We start from the raw sequence: 18,429 nt of genomic DNA, 5'->3' as shown, positions 1-18,429 counted from the left end.
CTCCGCCGCGACGGGGTTCTCCCGGGCGAGCCGGGCGGGTCGGCGCCGGTACGCTCGCCGGGATGGTCGTGGGAGTGTCCGGGGAGGCCGAACGGGCCGATCGGGGCGATGGTGGTGCGCCGCGACCGCGCGCGTCGACGGTCGGCGTGTCCTCGGCGGAGCGCCTCGAGGCGCTCGAGCGCACCGGGCTCATCCGCAGCGGCGTCACCCACCAGTTCGATCGCCTCACCGAGCTCGCGTCGTCGCTGATCGGCGCTCCCGTCGCGCTGATCTCGATGGTCGACGACGAACGGCAGTGGTTCGTGTCCGAGAGCGGCCTCTCGGAGCCCGTCGCGTCGGAGCGCTCGACCCCGTTGTCGCAGTCGCTGTGCCGGATCGTCGTGGATTCCGGCGACGCGCTGGTGATCGACGACCTGGCCGCGGACGGCTCGCTGGCCGGCCACCCCGCCCGTCGCGACCTCTCGGTCGAGGCCTACTGCGGGGTCCCGATCCGCGACGCGGAGGGTCACGTGCTCGGCAGCTTCTGCGCGATCGATGACCGCCGTCGGACGTGGGATCGCCGAGCCGTCAAGATCCTCGAGGCGCTGGCGCGGGTGGTGGGCGACGCGGTGTCGACCAGCGTCGACTACAGCGCGCTGCTCGGCGACCTGCAGTCGCGCCTCCTGCCGACGCAGCTCGACCAGCCGCCGGTCGGGCACCTCGAGGCGCGCTACCGGGCCGTCCACGAGGCCGAGGCGGTCGGCGGGGACTTCTACGACACCTACCGTCGAGCGGACGGCTCGGTCGACCTGATCCTCGGTGACGCCGTCGGGCACGGGGTCGGTTCGACCCACGCCGCCGCCCAGCTGCGCGCCGCGGCTCGTGCGGTGTTCACCGGCCGCTCGCAGTCGCCGTCGCAGATCATCAACCGGATGTCGGAGTCGTGCGCCGACCTGCCGGGGTGCCTGTGCGCCGCGCTGCTCGTCGCCCACTTCCCGGCCGACGGATCGGCGGTGACGTGGGCACGGGCGGGCGCGCTGCCCCCGATCGTGACCGGCCGCCACGCCCGCGTCCTCGACGAGGGCGGGTCGCCGCCGCTCGGCGTGGGGCGGTGCGAGAAGGACGCCGTCCACGAGATCGAGCTGTTCGAGGGCGACGGGCTGCTGTTCTTCACCGACGGTCTCGCCGAGCGGAGGGGGGAGGAGGTCGACGTGGGCCTCGCGCGCATCGCCGACGCGAGTCGCGACGCCTCCGACCTCGACGAGCTCATCGACCGGGCGTGCCCCGCCCACGAGCAGCACGACGACATCGCCGTCGTGTCCTGGTCGCGCGACTCAGTCGTCTGAGCGCTCGATCGCCGCATCGATCATCTGCCGCGCCTCGGCGGCGTCACCCCAGTGGCTGATCTTCACCCACTTGTCGGGTTCGAGGTCCTTGTAGTGCTCGAAGAAGTGCTGGACCTGCTCGAGGGTGATCGTCGGGAGGTCGGTGTAGTCCTCGACCTTGTCGTAGCGACGGCTCACGTGCCGGTTCGGCACGGCGAGCACCTTCTCGTCCTGGCCCTTGTCGTCCTCCATCACCAGCACCCCGATCGGGCGGCAGTTGATCACCGCTCCCGGGATCAGCTCGCGCGTGTTGCACACCAGGACGTCGATCGCGTCCCCGTCCTCCGACAGGGTGTGGGGGACGAACCCGTAGTTGCCGGGGTAGCGCATCGGGGTGTAGAGGAAGCGGTCGACGAACAGCGTCCCCGACGCCTTGTCCAGCTCGTACTTGATCGGCTCGCCGCCGACGGGGACCTCGATGACGACGTTCACGTCGTGGGGCGGGTCCTCGCCGATCGGGATCATGTCGATGCGCATCGCGTCACCGTAGACCCACGAGGCGGCCCGAGCGTCGGCGGCGGCGTGGCCGCTCAGGCGTTGACGGCGAGCTCGTCGAGGTAGTCGGCGTAGCGGGCGAGGGCGTCCTCGCGCCGCGTCGGGACGTGCTGCGTGGACGGATCGGCCGGCCGGTAGCGCTTGAGCACCTGACGTGCCACCGTCACCTTGTGCACCTCGTCGGGGCCGTCGTAGATGCGCGCCGCGCGCGCCGAGCGGTACATCGCCTCCAGCGGGAGGTCGGTGGTCACCCCCAGCGAGCCGTGGATCTGGATGGCCCGGTCGATGACGTCGTGGAGGACCTTGGCGCCCCAGAACTTGATCACGGCGATCTCGAGGCGGGCGTCGCTGTAGGTGCCTCCCGCCTCGTGCAGGCGGTCCATCTTCCACGCCGCCTGGAGGGTGAGCAGGCGAGCCGCCTCGCGGTCGGCGTACGACTGCGCGATCCAGTCCTGGATCATCTGCTTGTCGGCGAGGATCGATCCCTTCGTGTAGCGGGTGAGCGCTCGCTCGCAGAGCAGGTCGAAGGCGCGCTGGGACTGACCCAGCCAGCGCATCGCGTGGTGGATCCGGCCGGGGCCGAGGCGCTTCTGCGCGAGGGCGAACCCCTGGCCGATCCCCTCCTCGCCGCCGACGAGGTGGTCGAACGGGACCCGCACGTCCTCGTACAGGATCTCGGCGTGGCCGCCGGGCTCGCCGGTGACGTGGTCGGGGTGGTCCATCGTGGGGACGTCACGCAGGATGTTCACCCCGGGGGCGTCGGTGGGGATCACGATCATCGAGAACGCGCTGTACGGGGAGGCGTCCTCGTCGAGGTTCGTCTTGACCATCGCGATGAGGATGTCAGCGACCGAGGCGTTGGACGAGAACCACTTGTGGCCGTTGATCACCCACTCGTCGCCGTCGCGCACCGCCTGGGTGGTGAGCAGGGTCGGATCCGCGCCGGCGCCCGGTTCGGTCATCGAGAAGCACGACGAGATCTCCTGCGCGAGCAGCGGATCCATCCAGCGTCGCTTCTGCTCCTCGGTGCCGCCGAGCGACAGCAGCTCCGCGTTGCCCGAGTCGGGTGCGTTGTTGCCGAAGATGCGCGGCGCCAGGGGGGACTGACCGAGGATCTCGTGCATCAAGCCCAGCTTCACCTGGCCGAAGCCGCCTCCACCGAGCTCCGGGGGGAGGTGGGAGGCCCACAGACCCTGGTCCCTCACCTGCTGCTTGAGCGGCTCGGTCACCCGGGCGTAGACCTCGCGGCCCTCGGGGCGGCGGAACTCGGGGGCGAGCGTCTCGAGCGGGAAGATCTCCTCGCGCACGAACTCGCGCATCCACGCGAGCTTCGCCTCGAACTCCGGTTCGGTCTCGAAATCCCATGCCATCGCCGCAGTCTCACCGAAGCGCCCCGCACCGGGAGAGCCGGAGCGCCTCGCGGGCTCGGCGTCGTCAGCCGACGGCGGATCCGCCGAGCTCGGAGCGCCGCAGCGCCCGTCGCAGGGCGTCGCCCGCCTCGTCGTGGGCGAGCTCGGCGCGCGACATCGTCGTCCAGCGGCTGGCGAAGCCGTGGACGACGCCGTCGTAGCGGGTCGCCGTGACCTCGACCCCCGCCTCCCTCAGCCGTCGGGCGTACTCCTCGCCCTCGTCGCGCAGGGGGTCGTACTCGGCGGTCTGCACCAGCGCCGGAGCGAGCCCCGCCAGATCGGGCGCACGCATCGGTACCGCGCGGGGATCGTGACGGTGCTCGTCGGGGACGTAGCGCGACCAGAACCAGGACATGTCGGCAGCGGTGAGGAACGAGCCCTCGCCGTGGTCGACCATCGACGGCCGGGTGGCGTCGTCGTCGAGGCAGGGGTACACGAGGCACTGCAGCGCCAGGTCGAGGCCGGCGTCGCGAGCTCGCAGCGCCACCCCGGCGGCGAGGTTGCCGCCGGCGCTGTCGCCGGCGACGGCGAGGCGCGGCCCGTCGCCGCCGAGCTCGTGCGCGTGATCGGCGAGCCACTCGGTCACCGCCCAGCAGTCGTCGTGGGCGGCGGGGAAGGGGTGCTCCGGGGCGAGTCGGTACTCGACGGAGACGACGAGGGCTCCGCTGCGCAGCGCGAACCGGCGGGCCAGGCTGTCGTGGCCGTCGATCCCCGACAGCACCCACCCGCCGCCGTGGAAGAACGCCACGACCCCGAGATCGTCGCCGTCGCTCGGCGCGTAGGCCCGGATCGCCACGTCGCCCGCCGGCCCGGCGACCGTCGCGTCGACCACGCGGGCGACCGGCTCGGGGGGCGGCTTGGGAGCGCGGTCGTAGCCCCGGCGGGCCTGCTGCGGCGTTCCGGCGCGGAGCGGGGCGACATCGAGCGCCCTCATCTCGGCGAGCACCTCGGCGACATCGGCATCGAGCGGCATCGGCCGATGATGGCATCTGACGGGTGCGTGCATGGATCCGCGACGTCCGGGTACAGCTCCTCTCGTGAAACTTCTACTTGGACTCATCGTCGGTGCCGCTGCGGGCGGATACGTCGTCAACAACATGTCGGCGGAGCAGCGCCGCAAGCTCGAGGCGCAGATCGACAAGGCCGGCGCCAAGGTCAAGAACTCGAACGTGACCCAGACGGTGAAGGACAACGCCCAGCAGGTGGCGTCCGATGCGTCCGATGCCGCCCAGGACAAGATCAACGAGGCCGGCGACGGCGCGAGCGACAAAATGAAGAAGTCGGCCGCCTCGTCCACGACGTCGTCCACCTCGTCCACCTCGCCGACGACGCCCCCTCCGACGGCGTCGACGACCACCCCGCCGTCGACGACCCCGCGCACCTGACCGACGCGACCACTCGGAGCCGGGCGTCGTCCGGTCCGATGACGTCGGGCTCGATGACGTCCGACTCGAGGTCGAGCGAGCGGCTCCCGCACGGAGCCGCTCGTCGGCGCGCCACCGCTGCTGGCCGACCCTGACCCCCACCCCCACATACCCGGGCGCTGCACGCCCGACGCCCGGACGCGACGGAGCGGACGGCGCGAGGAAGAACCCACCATGAACATCATCGGCGAGATGGCCGAGCAGACCACGGACTGGCTGCGCGGCCATCGGGAGCGAGATCTGCCACCCGTCAGCTGGACCCCGGGCCTGGCGGCGAAGTGGCTGATCGACGAAGCCACCCTGCAGAACGAGGCGGCGATCACCCGGATGCGGCTGCCCACCAGCGTGTTCCGGCGCCGGTTGCGCGACGAGCTCGGCGAGGGTGTCGACCTCTTCGACGACAAGGGGTGGACGGCCGACCCCATGTCGTACCACCGCGACCCCCCGGAGCTGCGACGCCCGCGCCTCGCCCGGCGCTCCGCGCTCGGCCTCGACTACGAGCACCTGGTGGTCCGCAGCGGGTACGAGCCGCACCCCGAGGAGCCCGGGCGAGACCGCTGGCTGGGCTACGAGGACAACCGCGAGGCGCACGCCTGGGTCCTGCGCCACCCGGGCGGGCCGCGGCCGTGGCTGATCTGCGTCAACGGGTACCGCACCGGCACCCCGGCGGTCGACTTCACCACGTTCGGGGCTCGCCGCCTCCACCACGAGTACGGCCTCAACCTCGCGTTCCCCGTCAGCCCGCTCCACGGGCCCCGCGCCGAGGACCGCTCGGGCGACCGGGTGCTGTCGGGCGGCGCGATGAACACGGTGCACACCGCCGCCCAGGGCATCTGGGACATCCGTCGGCTCAAGTCGTGGATCGACTCGACGCAGGAGCCGACCGCGGTCGGCATGTCGGGGATCTCGCTCGGGGGCTACTTCACGTCACTGCTCACCTGCTTCGAGGACGACCTGGCGTGCGTCATCGCCGGGGTCCCCGAGCCCGACCTGGTGCGCGGCCAGCGTCGCAACGTCGACCGGTTCCTCCCCCCCTTCTACGAGCAGTGGGGCCTCAGCTGGCGCTCGCTGACCCGCTTGAACCGGGTCGTGTCCCCGCTGCACATGGATCCCGTCGTGCCGTGGGAGAAGAGGTACATCTTCGGCGGCCTCGTCGATCGCTGGGTGCGACCGGGCAACGTCAAGGCGCTCTGGCAGCACTGGGACGAGCCGTCGATCTGCTGGTACGACGGGAGCCACCTGTCGTTCCCGTGGGAGCCCGACGTGCGCAGCTTCGTGCGCGGCGCCCTCGCCGAGCACCTCGACGTGCGCGCCGCCGTCGTGGTGTGACCGTACGAAGAGGACATAGAACCGCTCGGATGTGCGCGACGATGGACACTCGGAGTGAGAACTGGGTCGATCTCGGTCAAGAAGCTCACGTTCCGTAAGAAAGCTCTGGCCTTCTCGTCGTGATCGTCGTACTGTCGAGCACGCAGCGAGCCGGGCGGTCGCTGCGCACGGGGATGCCGGAGGCCATCGGATCGGTGGAGATGGCATCGGATCCGGTCACGTGACCGGACCTCGGTCGGTCGACCACCGTCTCGTCGTCGCCCGCAGGAGGAGATCCCATGCTCAAGCGATTCATCAGCGCCACGTGCGCGATGGCGGCCGTGGTCGCCGTCACCCAGCTGACCCCCGTAGGGACGGCGTCGGCCTACTACCCCGACATCGACGGCGCCCCGACCTGTCTCGAAGACGGCTCGTGGCAGGTCACGTGGACCGTCGGCGCCGACACCGTCAACTACCCGGAAGCACCGTGGAGGGTCATCACGCCGGAGGGCTACGCCCCCGCAGGGATCCTCGATCCCGAGCAGACGGCGTCGCGCACCGCCACCTACGACGCGTCGCAGCTGACCGCGACGGAGGACCTCGTCATCTACTGGTACGAGGTGATCGACGGCGTTCAGGAGTCTCGTCTGGTCGAGACCGGGGGCACGGTGTCCCAGCCGGCCGACTGCGACGTGCCGCCCCCTTCCGACGGCGGTGAGTGGTGCTCGCCCGGATACTGGCGCCAGCCCCACCACCTCGACTCGTGGGCCGCCACCGGGTACGCCACCGACACGAAGTACGGCGACGTGATCGATTCGCCGTCGGTGAAGGGCGACCCGACGCTGCTCGAGGTGCTGCAGAACCCGCAGATCTACAAGGGGCGTGCGTTCAACGCGGTCGGTGATCTGCTGAGCGCTGCTCACCCCGACATCGACTTCGACGGCGAGCGCGTCGACGACAGCTGCACGCTGAACTGACGGGGCGTCGGCTCGATCCGACACGTGCTCGCCGGTGCCCGGCCCCTCGGGGCCGGGCACCGGCGCGTCCGAGGCCACCCCCGGCCTCGGACCGACGGCGCCGAGAGATGGCCACGCGACCATCCCGGCAGGCCGAAGCGCTGCGCTCAGCGTGACGCCGGGAGTCGGCTGACCGCCGCCGCTCCGACCATCGAGACCGCCGCCGACAGGACGAACACCCAGGTGAACGACCCGAGGCGGTCGGCCATCCAGCCCCCGATCTGCGGCGACACCATCTGGGCGACGCCGAACGCCAGGGTCGCGGCGCTGAACGCCGGTCCGTAGGTGTCGACGGTCGTGTGGTCGACGATGTGGGCGATGATCAGCGAGGGCATCCCCGAGAACATCAGCCCGGTCCCGACCGCGGCGATCGCGACCCAGGGCTGGGTGCCGGTGAGCAGCAGCAGCGAGCAGCCGGCGAAGAGCACGAACGCCGCGGTGACGGTGACGCGGCGTCCGATCCGGTCGGAGAGCGCGCCGAGGAGGAGGCCGCCGACGATGGTCGCGACACCGACGAGGGAGAACATCGTCGACGCCTCGCCGGAGGAGAACCCGCTGTCGTCCTCGAGGCGGGCGACGAGGAACCCGATCACCAGGATCTACGCGAACCCGAACGACGCGTAGGCGACGAGCGCCGGCACCCAGGCCTCGATCGTGCGGACCGCCGCCAGGCCTCCGAGGCCGGCGGTCGACGGGTGGTCGCCTCGCGACCGCAGCAGGACGAACGTGGCGACCGCCACGACGAGGGCGATCGCGAACTCGATGCGGTACAGCGTCTGCCAGACCTCGCCGTCGCCGCCCGACCGCCCCTCGAGCACCCGCGACATCTGGCCGGCGAACACCACGCCGATCCCGATGCCGGTGCCGACCAGGCCGACCGCGGTCCCGGCTCGCTCCGGGGGGAGGGCACGCGCCGAGAGCGCCGGCGCCGGGATCCAGATGATCGCGCCACCGACTCCCATCAGCACGAGCGCCGCGGCCAGCACGGGGCCCGACGGCGCGATCGACGCGAGCCCGAGCGCGAGCGTCGAGGTGCACACCCCGATGCGCACGAGGCCGACGAGCGAGAGGCGCGACGACGCCCACGACACCATCAGCGTGCCGAGCAGGTAGGCGGTGACGTTGAGCGTCGCGAACAGACCGGCGAGCGCGTTCGATCCGCCGAGCAGGTCGTCGCGCGCATCGGGGAGCACGACCCCCCAGGTGAAGCGACCGAAGGCCTGGGCGACGCAGGTCGCGGCCATCACCAGGGTCACCACGACGACCGCACGATCGCGCCCCGTCGGGGCCAGGGGTGCGTCGCTCACCGGGGGAGCGACCCGATCGAGGCGCCCAGCCGGCGGCCGTCGGACATCAGCCGCCGTCGCGTCGGGCGAAGACGGGCTGGTCCGGTGTGGACCGGCTCTCGTCGAAGCGGTAGCCGAGACCGTCGAAGGTCGGCAGCGCCGAGATGGTGGTGATCCGCTCGCGCACCATCCACCCGGCCATCGCGCCGCGCGCCTGCTTCGCGAAGAAGCTGACGACCTTCGGCTCGCCGTCGCCCTTGGCGTCGAGGAAGCGAGGCGCGATCACTCGCCCGTCGAAGCGGTCGGTCCGCACGACCGAGAAGTACTCGTTGGACGCGAGGTTGACGAGGACCTTGGCACCGGGGGAACCGGCGAGGTCGTCGTTCAGCCGGTCGGTGACCGCGTCGCCCCAGAACGAGTAGAGGTCGTCGCCGCCGTCGTGGCGCAGCGTCGAGCCCATCTCCAGTCGGTACGGCTGGATCAGGTCGAGGGGCCGCAGCACCCCGTGGAGCCCGGAGAGGATCCGGAGCACCTTCTGGGAGTGGGTGAAGTCGCGCTCGTCGAAGGCGGAGCGCGCATCGAGACCGGTGTAGGTGTCACCGTCGAAGGCCAGGACCGCCGGCCGGGAGTTGTCGGGGGTGAACGGCGTCGTCCAGTCCTGGAAGCGCTCGTGGTTCAACTCGGCGAGCGACGCCGAGATCGACATCATCTCCGCGAGGTCGTCGGGTGACTTGCGGGCCATGATCTCGACCAGCTCGGCGGAGCGTTCGAGCATCAGCGGCTGGCTCCGCTTGTCGGTCGGCAGCTCCGATTCGAAGTCCAGCGCCTTGGCGGGAGACACGACGATCAACATGAGACCGGTTCTATCGTGTCGTCGCCGTTCGGCACGTCGCGGTCGGCGCCCCCCGGTGGGTTCAGTGGACGATCGGGCACTCGTCGGCGATGTCGAGCACGGTGTAGACCCGGCCGATGCCGATGCAGAACCCGACCGTCGCGCTCAGCTCGACGATCTCGGCGCTCGAGAAGTGGTCGCGCATCCGGGCCAGGAAGGCCGGCTCGATGTCGGTGTGGGCGAGGGCGAAGCGCTCGGCGAACTCGACCGCCAGGCGCTCGCGCTCGCTGAAGGTGTCGATGTCGGCGTAGTCGGCGACGGCCGCGTACTCGTCCTCGGTGACCGTGGGCTGCGTCTCCGACGCAGCGCGGGTGTCCAGTCAGATGGGGCAGGCGTTGATCTCGGCGATGCGCATCCGCGCGAGCTCACGCTCGCGGGTGGACAGGTCGCCGGCGTACATCGCGGTGCTGAAGCGGCTCGCCGCGGCGCCGATGTCGGGGACGAGCTGCCACATCCGCGTGCGCTCGGGCTCGGCGCCCTCGGGGAGTTGGATCTCTGCCATCAACCGACCTCCGGTGTCGCTCCGTCGCCGCAACGTACCACCGCGGTCCCGGTGACGACGGGCTCGCCGTCGCGCTCGAGGCGAACCTCGCACGTGGCCCGGCGCTCCCCGTCGACGTCGTCGATCGCGGTGACGGTCCCCGTCGCCGTGACCGCGTCGTGGTCGAGCACCGGGGGCCCGAACGACACCCGCAGACGACGCACGCAGCCGGGGCCCTGCCACGCCATCAGCATGTTGACGATGTACGACAGGTTGAGCGGGCCCTGGTTGATCACCCGGTGACCGAGCCCGATCGCCTCCACGGCGTCGCGGTCCCAGTGCACCGGGTACGGGTCGCGCAGGATCGCCGCCATCGTCTTCATCCGCTCCGGGCTGACGTCGGGCATCGCCCACGGCGGGATCACGCTGCCGACCTCGACCGTCACCGCCGCAGCCGCCAGTGGTCGGTGATGCGCGCCGCGGGCGCGCCGTCGGGGTCGGTGATCTCGATCGAGAAGACGAAGCGGTCGTACGTGCGTCCTCGATCGTCGACGAGGCGCTCCACCTCGATCACCCCGCCGTCGAAGCGGTACTCGACGCCTTCGCGCAGAACGCCGTGGTACTCCCAGTCGTAGCCGTCGAGCCCGACCGAGCCGGCGCCGTCGACGCCGCCGAGCGCGAACAGCTCGGCGATCGAGGTGCCGGCGCCCTGGATCGGGACGTGGAACAGCGCGACCGGGTGCACCTGGCCGTCGGGGAGCTGGGCGTGCCCGGTGCAGTCGGTGAGCAGGAAGCTCTCCCAGTGCTCGATCACCCGCGTGCTGCTGGGGAAGCGGTGCCCGACGAGCGCGAGCGCCTCGTCCTCGGTCACCTCCCGATGCCCCGGGCCGAGCGTCCCATCGGAGGGACCGTACCGAACGGCGCCCGTCCGCTCGTTCCCGGAGTCGCACCGCGCGCGCCGCTGCGGCGCTCCGCTCAACGGGCGTCGTCACCGCTCGTCGGTGCGGGTGCGGCGCCCGGATCGTCCCCGGCGCGTGCGGGATCGTCACCCGGTGCGGCGTCCAGGCTCGCCGCGACGCGCTCGACGATCAGCGAGCGCGCCCGCTCGTCGACGGAGCGCACGACGCGCACGGGGCGAGATCCCCGCCGGACGATCCGCCCCTCCGAGGGCGCGGTGTCGACCGTGAACGGCGCGGTCTCGAACTCGAACAGCTCGGGATGGGAGAGCATCAGGGCGGCGAGCGGGTCGTGGACGAGGGTGTCCGTCGAATCGTTGTAGCCGTGCCACCAGTCGAGGTCGCGCTCGACCCGTCGACGGGCGGCGGAGCCACCATCACCGATCCAGCGCGCGGTGTCGGATTCCGACACCGGGAGCCGGCGGGTCTGGTCCACGCCGATGACCAGCGCGTCGAACCCGGCCTCGAACACGATCCGCGCCGCGTCGGCGTCGCAGCGCAGGTTGTGCTCGGCGTCGTGCGGGTCGGGGGAGTCGTCGGAGAAGTCGCCTCCCATCAGGGCGAGCCGGTCGACGCGCTCGGGCAGCTTCGGGTCGGCCGTCACGGCCAGCGCGAGGTTCGTCAGCGGACCGATCGCGACGATCTGCAGCTCGCCGGCGAAGGTGCGCGACAGCTCCAGGATCGTCTCGACCGCGTCGCCGAACCGCTCGTCGTGATCGGTCGAGGTGCGGTGCAGCTGCCCGCGCTCGTTGCCGGCGTACCAGATCGCACGGCCCGAGATCGGCGAGGTCGGACCCGTCGCGACGGTCGGTGAGATCCCGAGCTCGTCGCAGACCTCCCGGGCGATGCGCGCCCGCAGCTCGGTGTCTCCGTAGGTCGTGGTGATCGCTCGGAGATCGAACTCGGGACTCGACGCCACGTGGAGCAGCGCGAGCAGGTCGTCGGGGTCCGTGGCGAGGTCGGTGTCGACGAGCAGCGGGTGGGGGGTGGCGGTCACGGCGGTCATCCGTCGAGCCCGGTCGACGCGCCGGTCTCGAGGCGCGAGCGTACGGTCTCCGCGGCCGATGGCGATCTCGGTCGGTCCGATCGCGACCTGCTCGGCGTGGATGTGCGTCCCTCGGCCGCCGGGGCGGGGTCAGGCGGCGGTGTGGCGCTCGAGTCGGGCGTCGGTCGCCGGGGCCGGCACGGCGTCGCCCTCCGGCGCTCCCGCGACCTCGCGGGGGGCGTCGTGCGAGCGTCCGAGCTGCGCCGCGAGGAGCGCGAGGTGCGCCTCGAGCCGCATGCGCGTCGAGTCGCCGAGCGTGACGACCGTGGCGTCGTCGGAGGTCGAGGGCACGCTCGCTCGGCCCGGGTAGCGGCGATCGAGCGGAGCGATGTCGACCAGGTGGTCGACCGCGAACGCGACGGTGTCGTCGCCGGTGCGCACGAGGAGCAGGCAGGACGCGGCGGTGCGGCGGATCGGACGGCGCCCCACCAGGGTGGACAGGCACGCGACCGGAACCATCCCGTCGCGGTGGGAGAGCACGCCGAGGACCGCGGGGTGCCCGTCGGTGGGCAGCAGGTCGCAGGTGTGAGGCAGGATCTCCTCGACCTCGTCCAACCGCGCCGCCACCTCGACCGCCCGTCCGCCGCCGTCGTGGTCGGTGTCGATCTCGAACACGACGAAGCTCGTCCCCGCGTCCGCCGGGACCGACCCCTCGTCGTCGGCGGCGTCGGGGGAGGCGTCCCCGGCGGTCGTCAACGTCGCGAGCGCCTCGATCGGGGGTTCGACCCGGAGCCGAGCGGTGTCGACGACGAAGCAGATGCCGAGACCGTCGATCTCGATCATGCCGTCGAAGAGGTCGGGTCGTCGCACCACGGAGGGATCGATGCGCTGGATCTCACCGGGCGCCACGGCGACGATGTCGAGCGGCTCGGTCATCGCGAGGACGACGAAGCCGTCGTCCACCGCGAGGACCATCCCGGCCCCCTCCGCGACCCCCTCCGGTGCGAAGCGCCCGATGCCGGTGACCGCGAGCGGGTCGACGACGGCGACCTGTCGACCGGCGAAGGGGACCACACCGAAGCACGACCCGCCGGCCAGCGCGGAGGCGGAGGGAGCCGTCCCCGGCAGGACGGTGTGGACGTCGTCGACATCGACCGCGAGGATCCGATCCGCGCACCGGAAGAGGGTCAGGTGGCGCCGATCGCGAGCGGTGGCGGCGACGGAGGCGGACTCGGTGGGGCGGGAGTCGACCGTGGGCACCTCCGGGAGAGCCATCAGGCGGTCGACGTCGACGACGCTGACGACGTGTCCCTCGTCGGGGTGCAGGAAGGTGTGCGAGAGGAGCGCGGTCGACCCGTCGTTGAGGTGGACGGGCCGGAGGTCGTCGACCGGGATGCGGCGGATGCCGTTGACCTCCTCCGCCAGCAGACCGAACACCCGCCCCCGGTGGGCGACGATCACCACGTCGTCGTCGGACTCCGGACGGCCGCTCGTGCGACCGAGTCGCGGACGGATGTCCGCCACCGGGACCACGACCCCGCGCAGGTCCATCGCGCCGACGGGCTCACCGGCACCGAGGAGCAGCTGGCTCGACGTGGGCGGTCGGGGCACGACCTCGAGCACGAGCTCGAGCGCGATCGCGACGTCGACGCTGCCGATGCGCAGGAACCCGAAGGGCACGGAGTCGCCCGGGCGGCCCGCGAGGTCGATCGAGCGCTCGGCGGTGTCAGCGAGCGCCGGCATCGCTCGCTGCGATCCGTCCGATGAGCTCGCGGACGGTGTCCGACGCTCCCACCTGGATCTGGGTGGCGGCGGCGATCTCCTGGATCGCGTCGTCGGTCAGAGCGACGCTCTCGGTGATCTGCTCGAAGGACCGCGCCGCCTGCTTCGACACGGCGGACCCCTGGTCGATGCGTCGCACGGTGTCGTCGATCAGCTCGCCGATCTGCTGCGCGGCCTGGGCCGACCGCTCGGCCAGCTTGCGGACCTCGCCGGCGACGATCGAGAAGCCGACGCCCTGCTCGCCGGCGCGCGCCGCCTCGATCGAGGCGTTGAAGGCGAGCAGGTTGGTCTGGTTGGCGATCTCGGCCATCGTCTCGACGATGTCACCCATGGTCGCCGACGACCGCTGCATCGCTTCGATCGACTCGATCGCCTGCCGCAGCGCCGTCGCCCCGCAGTCCGCTCCGGACCGTGCGGTGGACGCCTGTCCCTCGGCGTCGCGCGAGTTGGTCGCGATCTGGTCGATGGAACCCGACAGGTTGCTCACGGCCTCGAACATCTCGGCCGTGTGCTGCTCGATCTGGCGCTCCCGGACGACCTGGTCGGTGACGTCGAAGGCGAACTTGACGATCTTCACGACCTTCCCCGACAGGTCGAGGATCGGGTTGTAGGTCGCCTGGATGTAGACGTCTCGCTCGAACTTGCCGATGCGGTGGAAGCGCCCGCTGGTGAACTCGCCCTTGCCGAGGCCGATCCAGAAGTCCCGGTACTCGGCGGACTGGATGTGCTCCTTCGTGCAGAACAGGCTGTGGTGCTGCCCCACGATCTCACGCAGCGAGTAGCCCATCGCCCGGAGGAAGTTCTCGTTGGCGTCGAGCACGTGACCTTCGAGGTCGAACTCGATGACGGCCTGGGCGCGGTCGATGGCGGTGACCTTGCCGGCCGACTCGGCGGCGGTGAGCGTCTGGTCGGTGATGTCGCTGGCGAACTTGACGACCTTCACGGGCCGGCCGTCGGCGTCGAAGATCGGGTTGTACGTGGCGTGCAGCCAGATCTCGTCGCCGGCCTTGTTCCGACGCTGGAACTCGCCGGAGGAGAACTCCCCCGTGCGCAGCCGCGCCCAGAAGTCGCGGTACTCCTCGGAGCTCGCGTAGTCGTCGTCGCAGAAGATGCGGTGGTGCTTGCCCTGGATCTCGGCGGCTGCGTAGCCCATGGCCTCGCAGAAGTTGCGGTTGGCGTCGAGGATCGTGCCGTCGAGGTCGAACTCGATGACGGCCTGGGCGCGGTCGATGGCGGTGACCTTGCCGAGGTACTCGGCGGTGCGCTGCTTCTGGTCGGTGATGTCGCTGGCGAACTTGACGACCTTCACGGGCCGGCCGTCGGCGTCGAAGATCGGGTTGTACGTGGCGTGCAGCCAGATCTCCTCGCCGCTGCGCTTGATCCGCTTGAACTCGCCGGAGGAGAACTCGCCCGATCCCAGCCGCTCCCAGAACTCAACGTACTCCTCGGAGCTCGCGTGGTCGTCGTCGCAGAAGATGCGGTGGTGCTTGCCCTGGATCTCGGCGGCTGCGTAGCCCATGGCCTCGCAGAAGTTGCGGTTGGCGTCGAGGATCGTGCCGTCGAGGTCGAACTCGATGACGGCCTGGGCGCGGTCGATGGCGGTGACCTTGCCGAGGTACTCGGCGGTGCGCTGCTTCTGGTCGGTGATGTCGCTGGCGAACTTGACGACCTTCACGGGCTGGCCGTCGGCGTCGAAGATCGGGTTGTACGTCGCCTGCAGCCAGATCTCCTCGCCGCTGCGCTTGATCCGCTTGAACTCGCCGGAGGAGAACTCGCCCGATCCCAGCCGCTTCCAGAACTCGACGTACTCCTCGGAGCGCACGAGCGATTCCTCGCAGAAGATGCGGTGGTGCTGACCGAGGATCTCGGCCAGCTCGTAGCCCATCGCGTCGAGGAAGTTCCGGTTCGCCGCGATGACGGTGCCGTCGAGGTGGAACTCGATCACCGCCTGCGATCGGTCGATCGCGGCCGCGATCGCCTGCGCGTCGATCTCGAGCTCGGAGGCGGTGTCGGTGGTGTCGGACGCCGAGGTGCGTGTCGCGCTCATGCTGTCGGATGATCCCCCCTGGATCTCGGGGACCGCGGCTCGATCCCTCGTTCGGGGGAGATCGTCCGGCGACGGATCGGTGACGCCACGAGGTGGCGGCCTCGACCGGCGACGCTGGTGCGTCGGCATGAGTCGACCCCGCCGGCTCGCAGGCGCGACGTGGCGCCCCTCGTCAGGTGAGCGTGCGGTCGAGGAACGCGACGATCTGGGCGGTGACCTCGTCGCGGTTCGTCTCGTTGAGCATCTCGTGACGACCGCCGTCGTGGAGGCGGACCTCGACGTCGGTGACCCCGGCCGCGCGGTAGCGCTCGGCCAGCGTCTCGATCGCCGCACCTCCCTGGGCGAGGGGGTCGTCGGTGCCCGACAGCAGCAGGATCGGGAGGTCGGCGCGCACGGACGCGACGCGCTCGGGGTCGGCGGCGGCGGCGAGCGAGGCGATCCCGCCGATCGGCGGCGCCTCCCACCCGCACGCCGGGTCGGCGACGTAGGCGTCGACCTCGGCGTCGTCGCGGCTGAGCCACTCGAAGCCGGTGCGGTGCTCGAAGCCGGCGTTGAAGGTGCTCAGATCGGCCGGTTCGTCGGAGTCCAGCACGTCGACGAGCCACCCGACCTCGGTGCTGCCCGAGAGCACGACGGCGTCGACGGTGTCGGAGCGGTCGAGCAGGTACTGCTGGGACGCGAACGAACCCATGCTGTGGCCGAGCAGGCCGAGCCGCAGATCGGGGTGCTCGTCGCGGATCCGGTCCACGAGGCGCCCGACGTCGTCGACCCAACCGTCCCACCCGTCGTCTCCCCACGCCCCGTACCCGTCGACGGCGCTCCTGCCGGCGCCGCGCGAGTCGGGGGCGTAGACGACGAAGCCGGCGGCCGTGAGCTGCTCGGCGACGCGCCGGTACCGCCCTGCGTGCTCGGCGAGCCCGTGCTGGATCTGGACGGCGGCCGTCGGTTCCGACCCCGGGCTCCAGCGGTACGTCTGCAGCTCCTGGCCGTCGTTCGTCTCGATGGTGATCGTGGACTCGTCCATGCGCTCACTGTCGCAGACGCCCGGTCGCGCTCTCGCAGCGGCACCGCCAGGCTGGCTAGCGTCCGTGGGTGCTCAGGATCGGGTTGCTGGCAGCGTCGCGGATCGCCGAGTCGGCGGTCGTCGAGCCGGCGGCCCACGTCGAGGGCGTGGAGGTCGTCGCCGTCGCGGCACGCGACCTCGACCGCGCCCGACAGGCCGCGCGGCGGTGGGGGATCGACCGGGCGATCGGCTCCTACGACGAGCTGATCGAGTCGCCCGATGTCGACGCGATCTACGTCGCCACGCCCGCCTCGCTGCATCGGGAGTGGGCGATCCGCTCGATCGAGGCCGGCAAGCACGTGCTGTGCGAGAAGCCGCTCGCCGCCAACGCTGACGACGCACGACGCATCGCCGACGCGGCCGCCGGTGCCGACGTGGTCGTGATGGAGGCGTACCACTGGCGCCACCACCCGATGGCCGCTCAGATCGGCGACGTGATCGGCTCGGGGGTCCTCGGGCGCCTCGATCGCGTCGAGGCCGCGTTCGACATCCCCGTCGGCCGGATCGGCCGCGACGACATCCGCTGGGACCTCTCGCTCGGGGGCGGGTCGACGATGGACCTGGGGTGCTACTCGATCCAGTGGGCACGCTTCGCGGCCGGTGCCGATCCGCAGGTCGTGTCGGCGACCGCCACCTGCCCGGTCGAGGGGGTCGACGGTGCGCTCACCGCCGAGCTGCGCTGGCCTTCGGGGGTCACCGGCACCGTCCGCTCGTCGATGATCGCGGAGGCCGCCGACGTGGTGGCGTTCCTGCGCGTCGTGGGCGAGCGCGGCACGATGCTCGCCTCGAACCCCCTCGCACCGCAGCACGGCGCCTCGATCTCCGTCGACGTGGAGGGAGAGACGACCACCCACGAGGTCTCCGACTCGGTGACCTACGTGCACCAGCTCGTGGCGTTCCGGGACGCGGTGACCGCGGGGGCGGGCTTCGCGACGACGGCCGCCGACGGGGTGCGCACGATGGAGATCGTCGACGCCTGCTACCGGGCGGCCGGGCTCGACCCGCGCCCCGCCGTCGACTGAGCCGTCCGTGCGCCGGGGTGCCGAGCGATCGACGCCCGTCGCGTCGGTGCCGCCGCCCTGCGTCGCGTGCCGGTGGGCACGGGTGGAAACCCGCCGACCGAACGTACGGTCACCGGCCATGACCGTCACAGCGACCGCTCCGACGACCGATCCGACCGCGGGTGCGCCGGCGGCCCTCGGCGGCACCGAGGTGATCGACCCCGCCGGCCTGCGCGACCTGCTCGAGGCGGACCCGGCCGCGCTCGTCCTCGACGTGCGCACCGGTGGCGAGTTCGCCGGGGTCCACATCCCCGGGTCGCGCAACGTCCCGCTCGGATCGCTCGACGAGCGCGCCCGCGCCGTCGCCCTCGTCGACCGTCCGATGGTCGTCGTGTGCCGCTCGGGTGAGCGTGCCGAGCGGGCGCGCGCGACGCTCACCGCCGCGGGCGCCACCCGGCTGCGCGTCCTCGTCGGCGGGGTCGACGGGTGGATCTCCTCGGGCGGCGAGGTCACCCGTGGCCGGTCGACGACGTGGGCGATGGACCGCCAGATCCGGCTCGTCGCCGGTTCGATCTCGCTGGTCGGGATCGTCGGGTCGATCTTCGTGCCGCGCGCCAAGTGGCTGTCCGGCGCCGTGGCCACCGGGCTCACGTTCTCGGCGCTGAGCGACACCTGCGCGCTGGGCGCCGTGCTCGCTCGGCTCCCGTACAACGCCGGGGGCGACGTCGACGAGGTGATCGCCGAGATGCGCGCCGGTCGCTGACCGGATCGGACGGGCGTCGCCGTGCGGCCCGGGAAGGCCCGGGCGTGCGCGATCGGCGCGGGTCCGTCGACGTCCGCGACGCGGCGACGGTTCACGGTCCCGGCCGCCGGTCGCCGAAGCGCCGGTAGCGTCGAGGTTCGCCACCGGGCGCGATCGC

General features: G+C 71.6%; 18 protein-coding genes and 1 pseudogene. 6 read left to right on the top strand and 13 right to left on the bottom strand.

Annotated elements, in window-relative coordinates; translation table 11 throughout:
* Nucleotides 1–62 precede the first annotated feature (62 nt).
* The gene (locus tag ACOOHC_RS11875; protein ID WP_420450616.1) at nucleotides 63–1,325 is read left to right on the top strand and encodes a PP2C family protein-serine/threonine phosphatase; all 1,263 of its coding nucleotides are present in this window, start codon (nucleotides 63–65) and stop codon (nucleotides 1,323–1,325) included.
* Here ACOOHC_RS11875 and ppa read toward each other — a convergent pair.
* The 3 genes from ppa to ACOOHC_RS11860 form a co-directional block, all read right to left on the bottom strand.
* Entirely contained in the window at nucleotides 1,314–1,841 is a 528-nt protein-coding gene (ppa, locus tag ACOOHC_RS11870) for an inorganic diphosphatase (protein WP_420450615.1), read from the bottom strand. The two genes, ACOOHC_RS11875 and ppa, sit on opposite strands and share 12 nt — an antisense overlap.
* A gap of 53 nt (nucleotides 1,842–1,894) precedes the next feature.
* Complete coding sequence (locus tag ACOOHC_RS11865) at nucleotides 1,895–3,229, bottom strand: acyl-CoA dehydrogenase family protein (RefSeq protein WP_420450614.1); 1,335 nt, start codon at nucleotides 3,227–3,229, stop codon at nucleotides 1,895–1,897.
* A 64-nt stretch (nucleotides 3,230–3,293) separates the two neighbouring features.
* Nucleotides 3,294–4,241 (bottom strand): alpha/beta hydrolase, encoded by a 948-nt coding sequence (locus ACOOHC_RS11860; RefSeq protein ID WP_420450613.1) that lies wholly within the window; start codon nucleotides 4,239–4,241, stop codon nucleotides 3,294–3,296.
* Nucleotides 4,242–4,305: 64 nt separating this feature from the next.
* Between ACOOHC_RS11860 and ACOOHC_RS11855 the strand changes: the two genes are divergently transcribed.
* The 3 genes from ACOOHC_RS11855 (at nucleotide 4,306) to ACOOHC_RS11845 (ending at nucleotide 6,977) form a co-directional block, all read left to right on the top strand.
* The gene (locus ACOOHC_RS11855) at nucleotides 4,306–4,653 is read left to right on the top strand and encodes a hypothetical protein (protein ID WP_420450612.1); all 348 of its coding nucleotides are present in this window, start codon (nucleotides 4,306–4,308) and stop codon (nucleotides 4,651–4,653) included.
* A gap of 213 nt (nucleotides 4,654–4,866) precedes the next feature.
* On the top strand, nucleotides 4,867–6,021 hold the full coding sequence (locus tag ACOOHC_RS11850; protein ID WP_420450611.1) for an alpha/beta hydrolase: 1,155 nt from the start codon (nucleotides 4,867–4,869) through the stop codon (nucleotides 6,019–6,021).
* Nucleotides 6,022–6,299: 278 nt separating this feature from the next.
* A complete protein-coding gene (locus ACOOHC_RS11845) occupies nucleotides 6,300–6,977 on the top strand; it encodes a hypothetical protein (protein ID WP_420450610.1) in 678 nt (225 codons plus the stop codon).
* Between the two features lie 146 nt (nucleotides 6,978–7,123).
* Here the strand turns inward: ACOOHC_RS11845 and ACOOHC_RS11840 are convergent.
* From ACOOHC_RS11840 to ACOOHC_RS11795, 10 genes and pseudogenes are all read right to left on the bottom strand, one after another.
* Nucleotides 7,124–8,260: pseudogene (locus ACOOHC_RS11840) on the bottom strand (CynX/NimT family MFS transporter).
* A 109-nt stretch (nucleotides 8,261–8,369) separates the two neighbouring features.
* The gene (gene yaaA / locus ACOOHC_RS11835) at nucleotides 8,370–9,155 is read right to left on the bottom strand and encodes a peroxide stress protein YaaA (RefSeq protein ID WP_420450609.1); all 786 of its coding nucleotides are present in this window, start codon (nucleotides 9,153–9,155) and stop codon (nucleotides 8,370–8,372) included.
* 61 nt (nucleotides 9,156–9,216) lie between these two features.
* Entirely contained in the window at nucleotides 9,217–9,339 is a 123-nt protein-coding gene (locus ACOOHC_RS11830; protein WP_420450608.1) for a hypothetical protein, read from the bottom strand.
* Between the two features lie 174 nt (nucleotides 9,340–9,513).
* Nucleotides 9,514–9,696 carry a hypothetical protein gene (locus ACOOHC_RS11825; RefSeq protein WP_420450607.1) on the bottom strand — a complete coding sequence of 61 codons (183 nt, stop codon included), beginning with the start codon at nucleotides 9,694–9,696 and terminating at the stop codon, nucleotides 9,514–9,516.
* Complete coding sequence (locus ACOOHC_RS11820; RefSeq protein WP_420450606.1) at nucleotides 9,696–10,121, bottom strand: MaoC family dehydratase; 426 nt, start codon at nucleotides 10,119–10,121, stop codon at nucleotides 9,696–9,698. The genes ACOOHC_RS11825 and ACOOHC_RS11820 overlap by 1 nt, the downstream gene beginning before the upstream one ends.
* Nucleotides 10,118–10,546 (bottom strand): hypothetical protein, encoded by a 429-nt coding sequence (locus ACOOHC_RS11815; protein ID WP_420450605.1) that lies wholly within the window; start codon nucleotides 10,544–10,546, stop codon nucleotides 10,118–10,120. Before ACOOHC_RS11815 ends, ACOOHC_RS11820 begins: the two co-directional genes overlap by 4 nt.
* 104 nt (nucleotides 10,547–10,650) lie before the next feature.
* The gene (locus ACOOHC_RS11810) at nucleotides 10,651–11,628 is read right to left on the bottom strand and encodes a nucleoside hydrolase (RefSeq protein WP_420450604.1); all 978 of its coding nucleotides are present in this window, start codon (nucleotides 11,626–11,628) and stop codon (nucleotides 10,651–10,653) included.
* A gap of 138 nt (nucleotides 11,629–11,766) precedes the next feature.
* On the bottom strand, nucleotides 11,767–13,359 hold the full coding sequence (locus tag ACOOHC_RS11805; RefSeq protein WP_420450603.1) for a chemotaxis protein CheW: 1,593 nt from the start codon (nucleotides 13,357–13,359) through the stop codon (nucleotides 11,767–11,769).
* Entirely contained in the window at nucleotides 13,343–15,445 is a 2,103-nt protein-coding gene (locus ACOOHC_RS11800) for a PAS domain S-box protein (RefSeq protein ID WP_420450602.1), read from the bottom strand. The genes ACOOHC_RS11805 and ACOOHC_RS11800 overlap by 17 nt, the downstream gene beginning before the upstream one ends.
* Nucleotides 15,446–15,617: 172 nt before the next feature.
* Nucleotides 15,618–16,469, bottom strand: coding sequence for an alpha/beta hydrolase (locus tag ACOOHC_RS11795; protein WP_420450601.1), 852 nt, complete (start codon nucleotides 16,467–16,469; stop codon nucleotides 15,618–15,620).
* A gap of 68 nt (nucleotides 16,470–16,537) precedes the next feature.
* On the opposite strand from ACOOHC_RS11795, the gene ACOOHC_RS11790 reads away from it, so the two are divergent.
* Together ACOOHC_RS11790 and ACOOHC_RS11785 are read left to right on the top strand one after the other, a co-directional pair.
* Entirely contained in the window at nucleotides 16,538–17,530 is a 993-nt protein-coding gene (locus ACOOHC_RS11790) for a Gfo/Idh/MocA family protein (RefSeq protein ID WP_420450600.1), read from the top strand.
* A 118-nt stretch (nucleotides 17,531–17,648) separates the two neighbouring features.
* Nucleotides 17,649–18,272: a rhodanese-like domain-containing protein gene (locus ACOOHC_RS11785; protein ID WP_420450599.1), complete on the top strand. Its 624-nt coding sequence runs from the start codon at nucleotides 17,649–17,651 to the stop codon at nucleotides 18,270–18,272.
* Nucleotides 18,273–18,429 lie beyond the last annotated feature (157 nt).

The sequence above is a fragment of the Ilumatobacter sp. genome (assembly GCF_965215205.1).
GTDB lineage: Bacteria > Actinomycetota > Acidimicrobiia > Acidimicrobiales > Ilumatobacteraceae > Ilumatobacter_A.
Note: the sequence above shows the minus strand (reverse complement) of the source record. Positions and strands in the feature narration are given on the sequence as shown.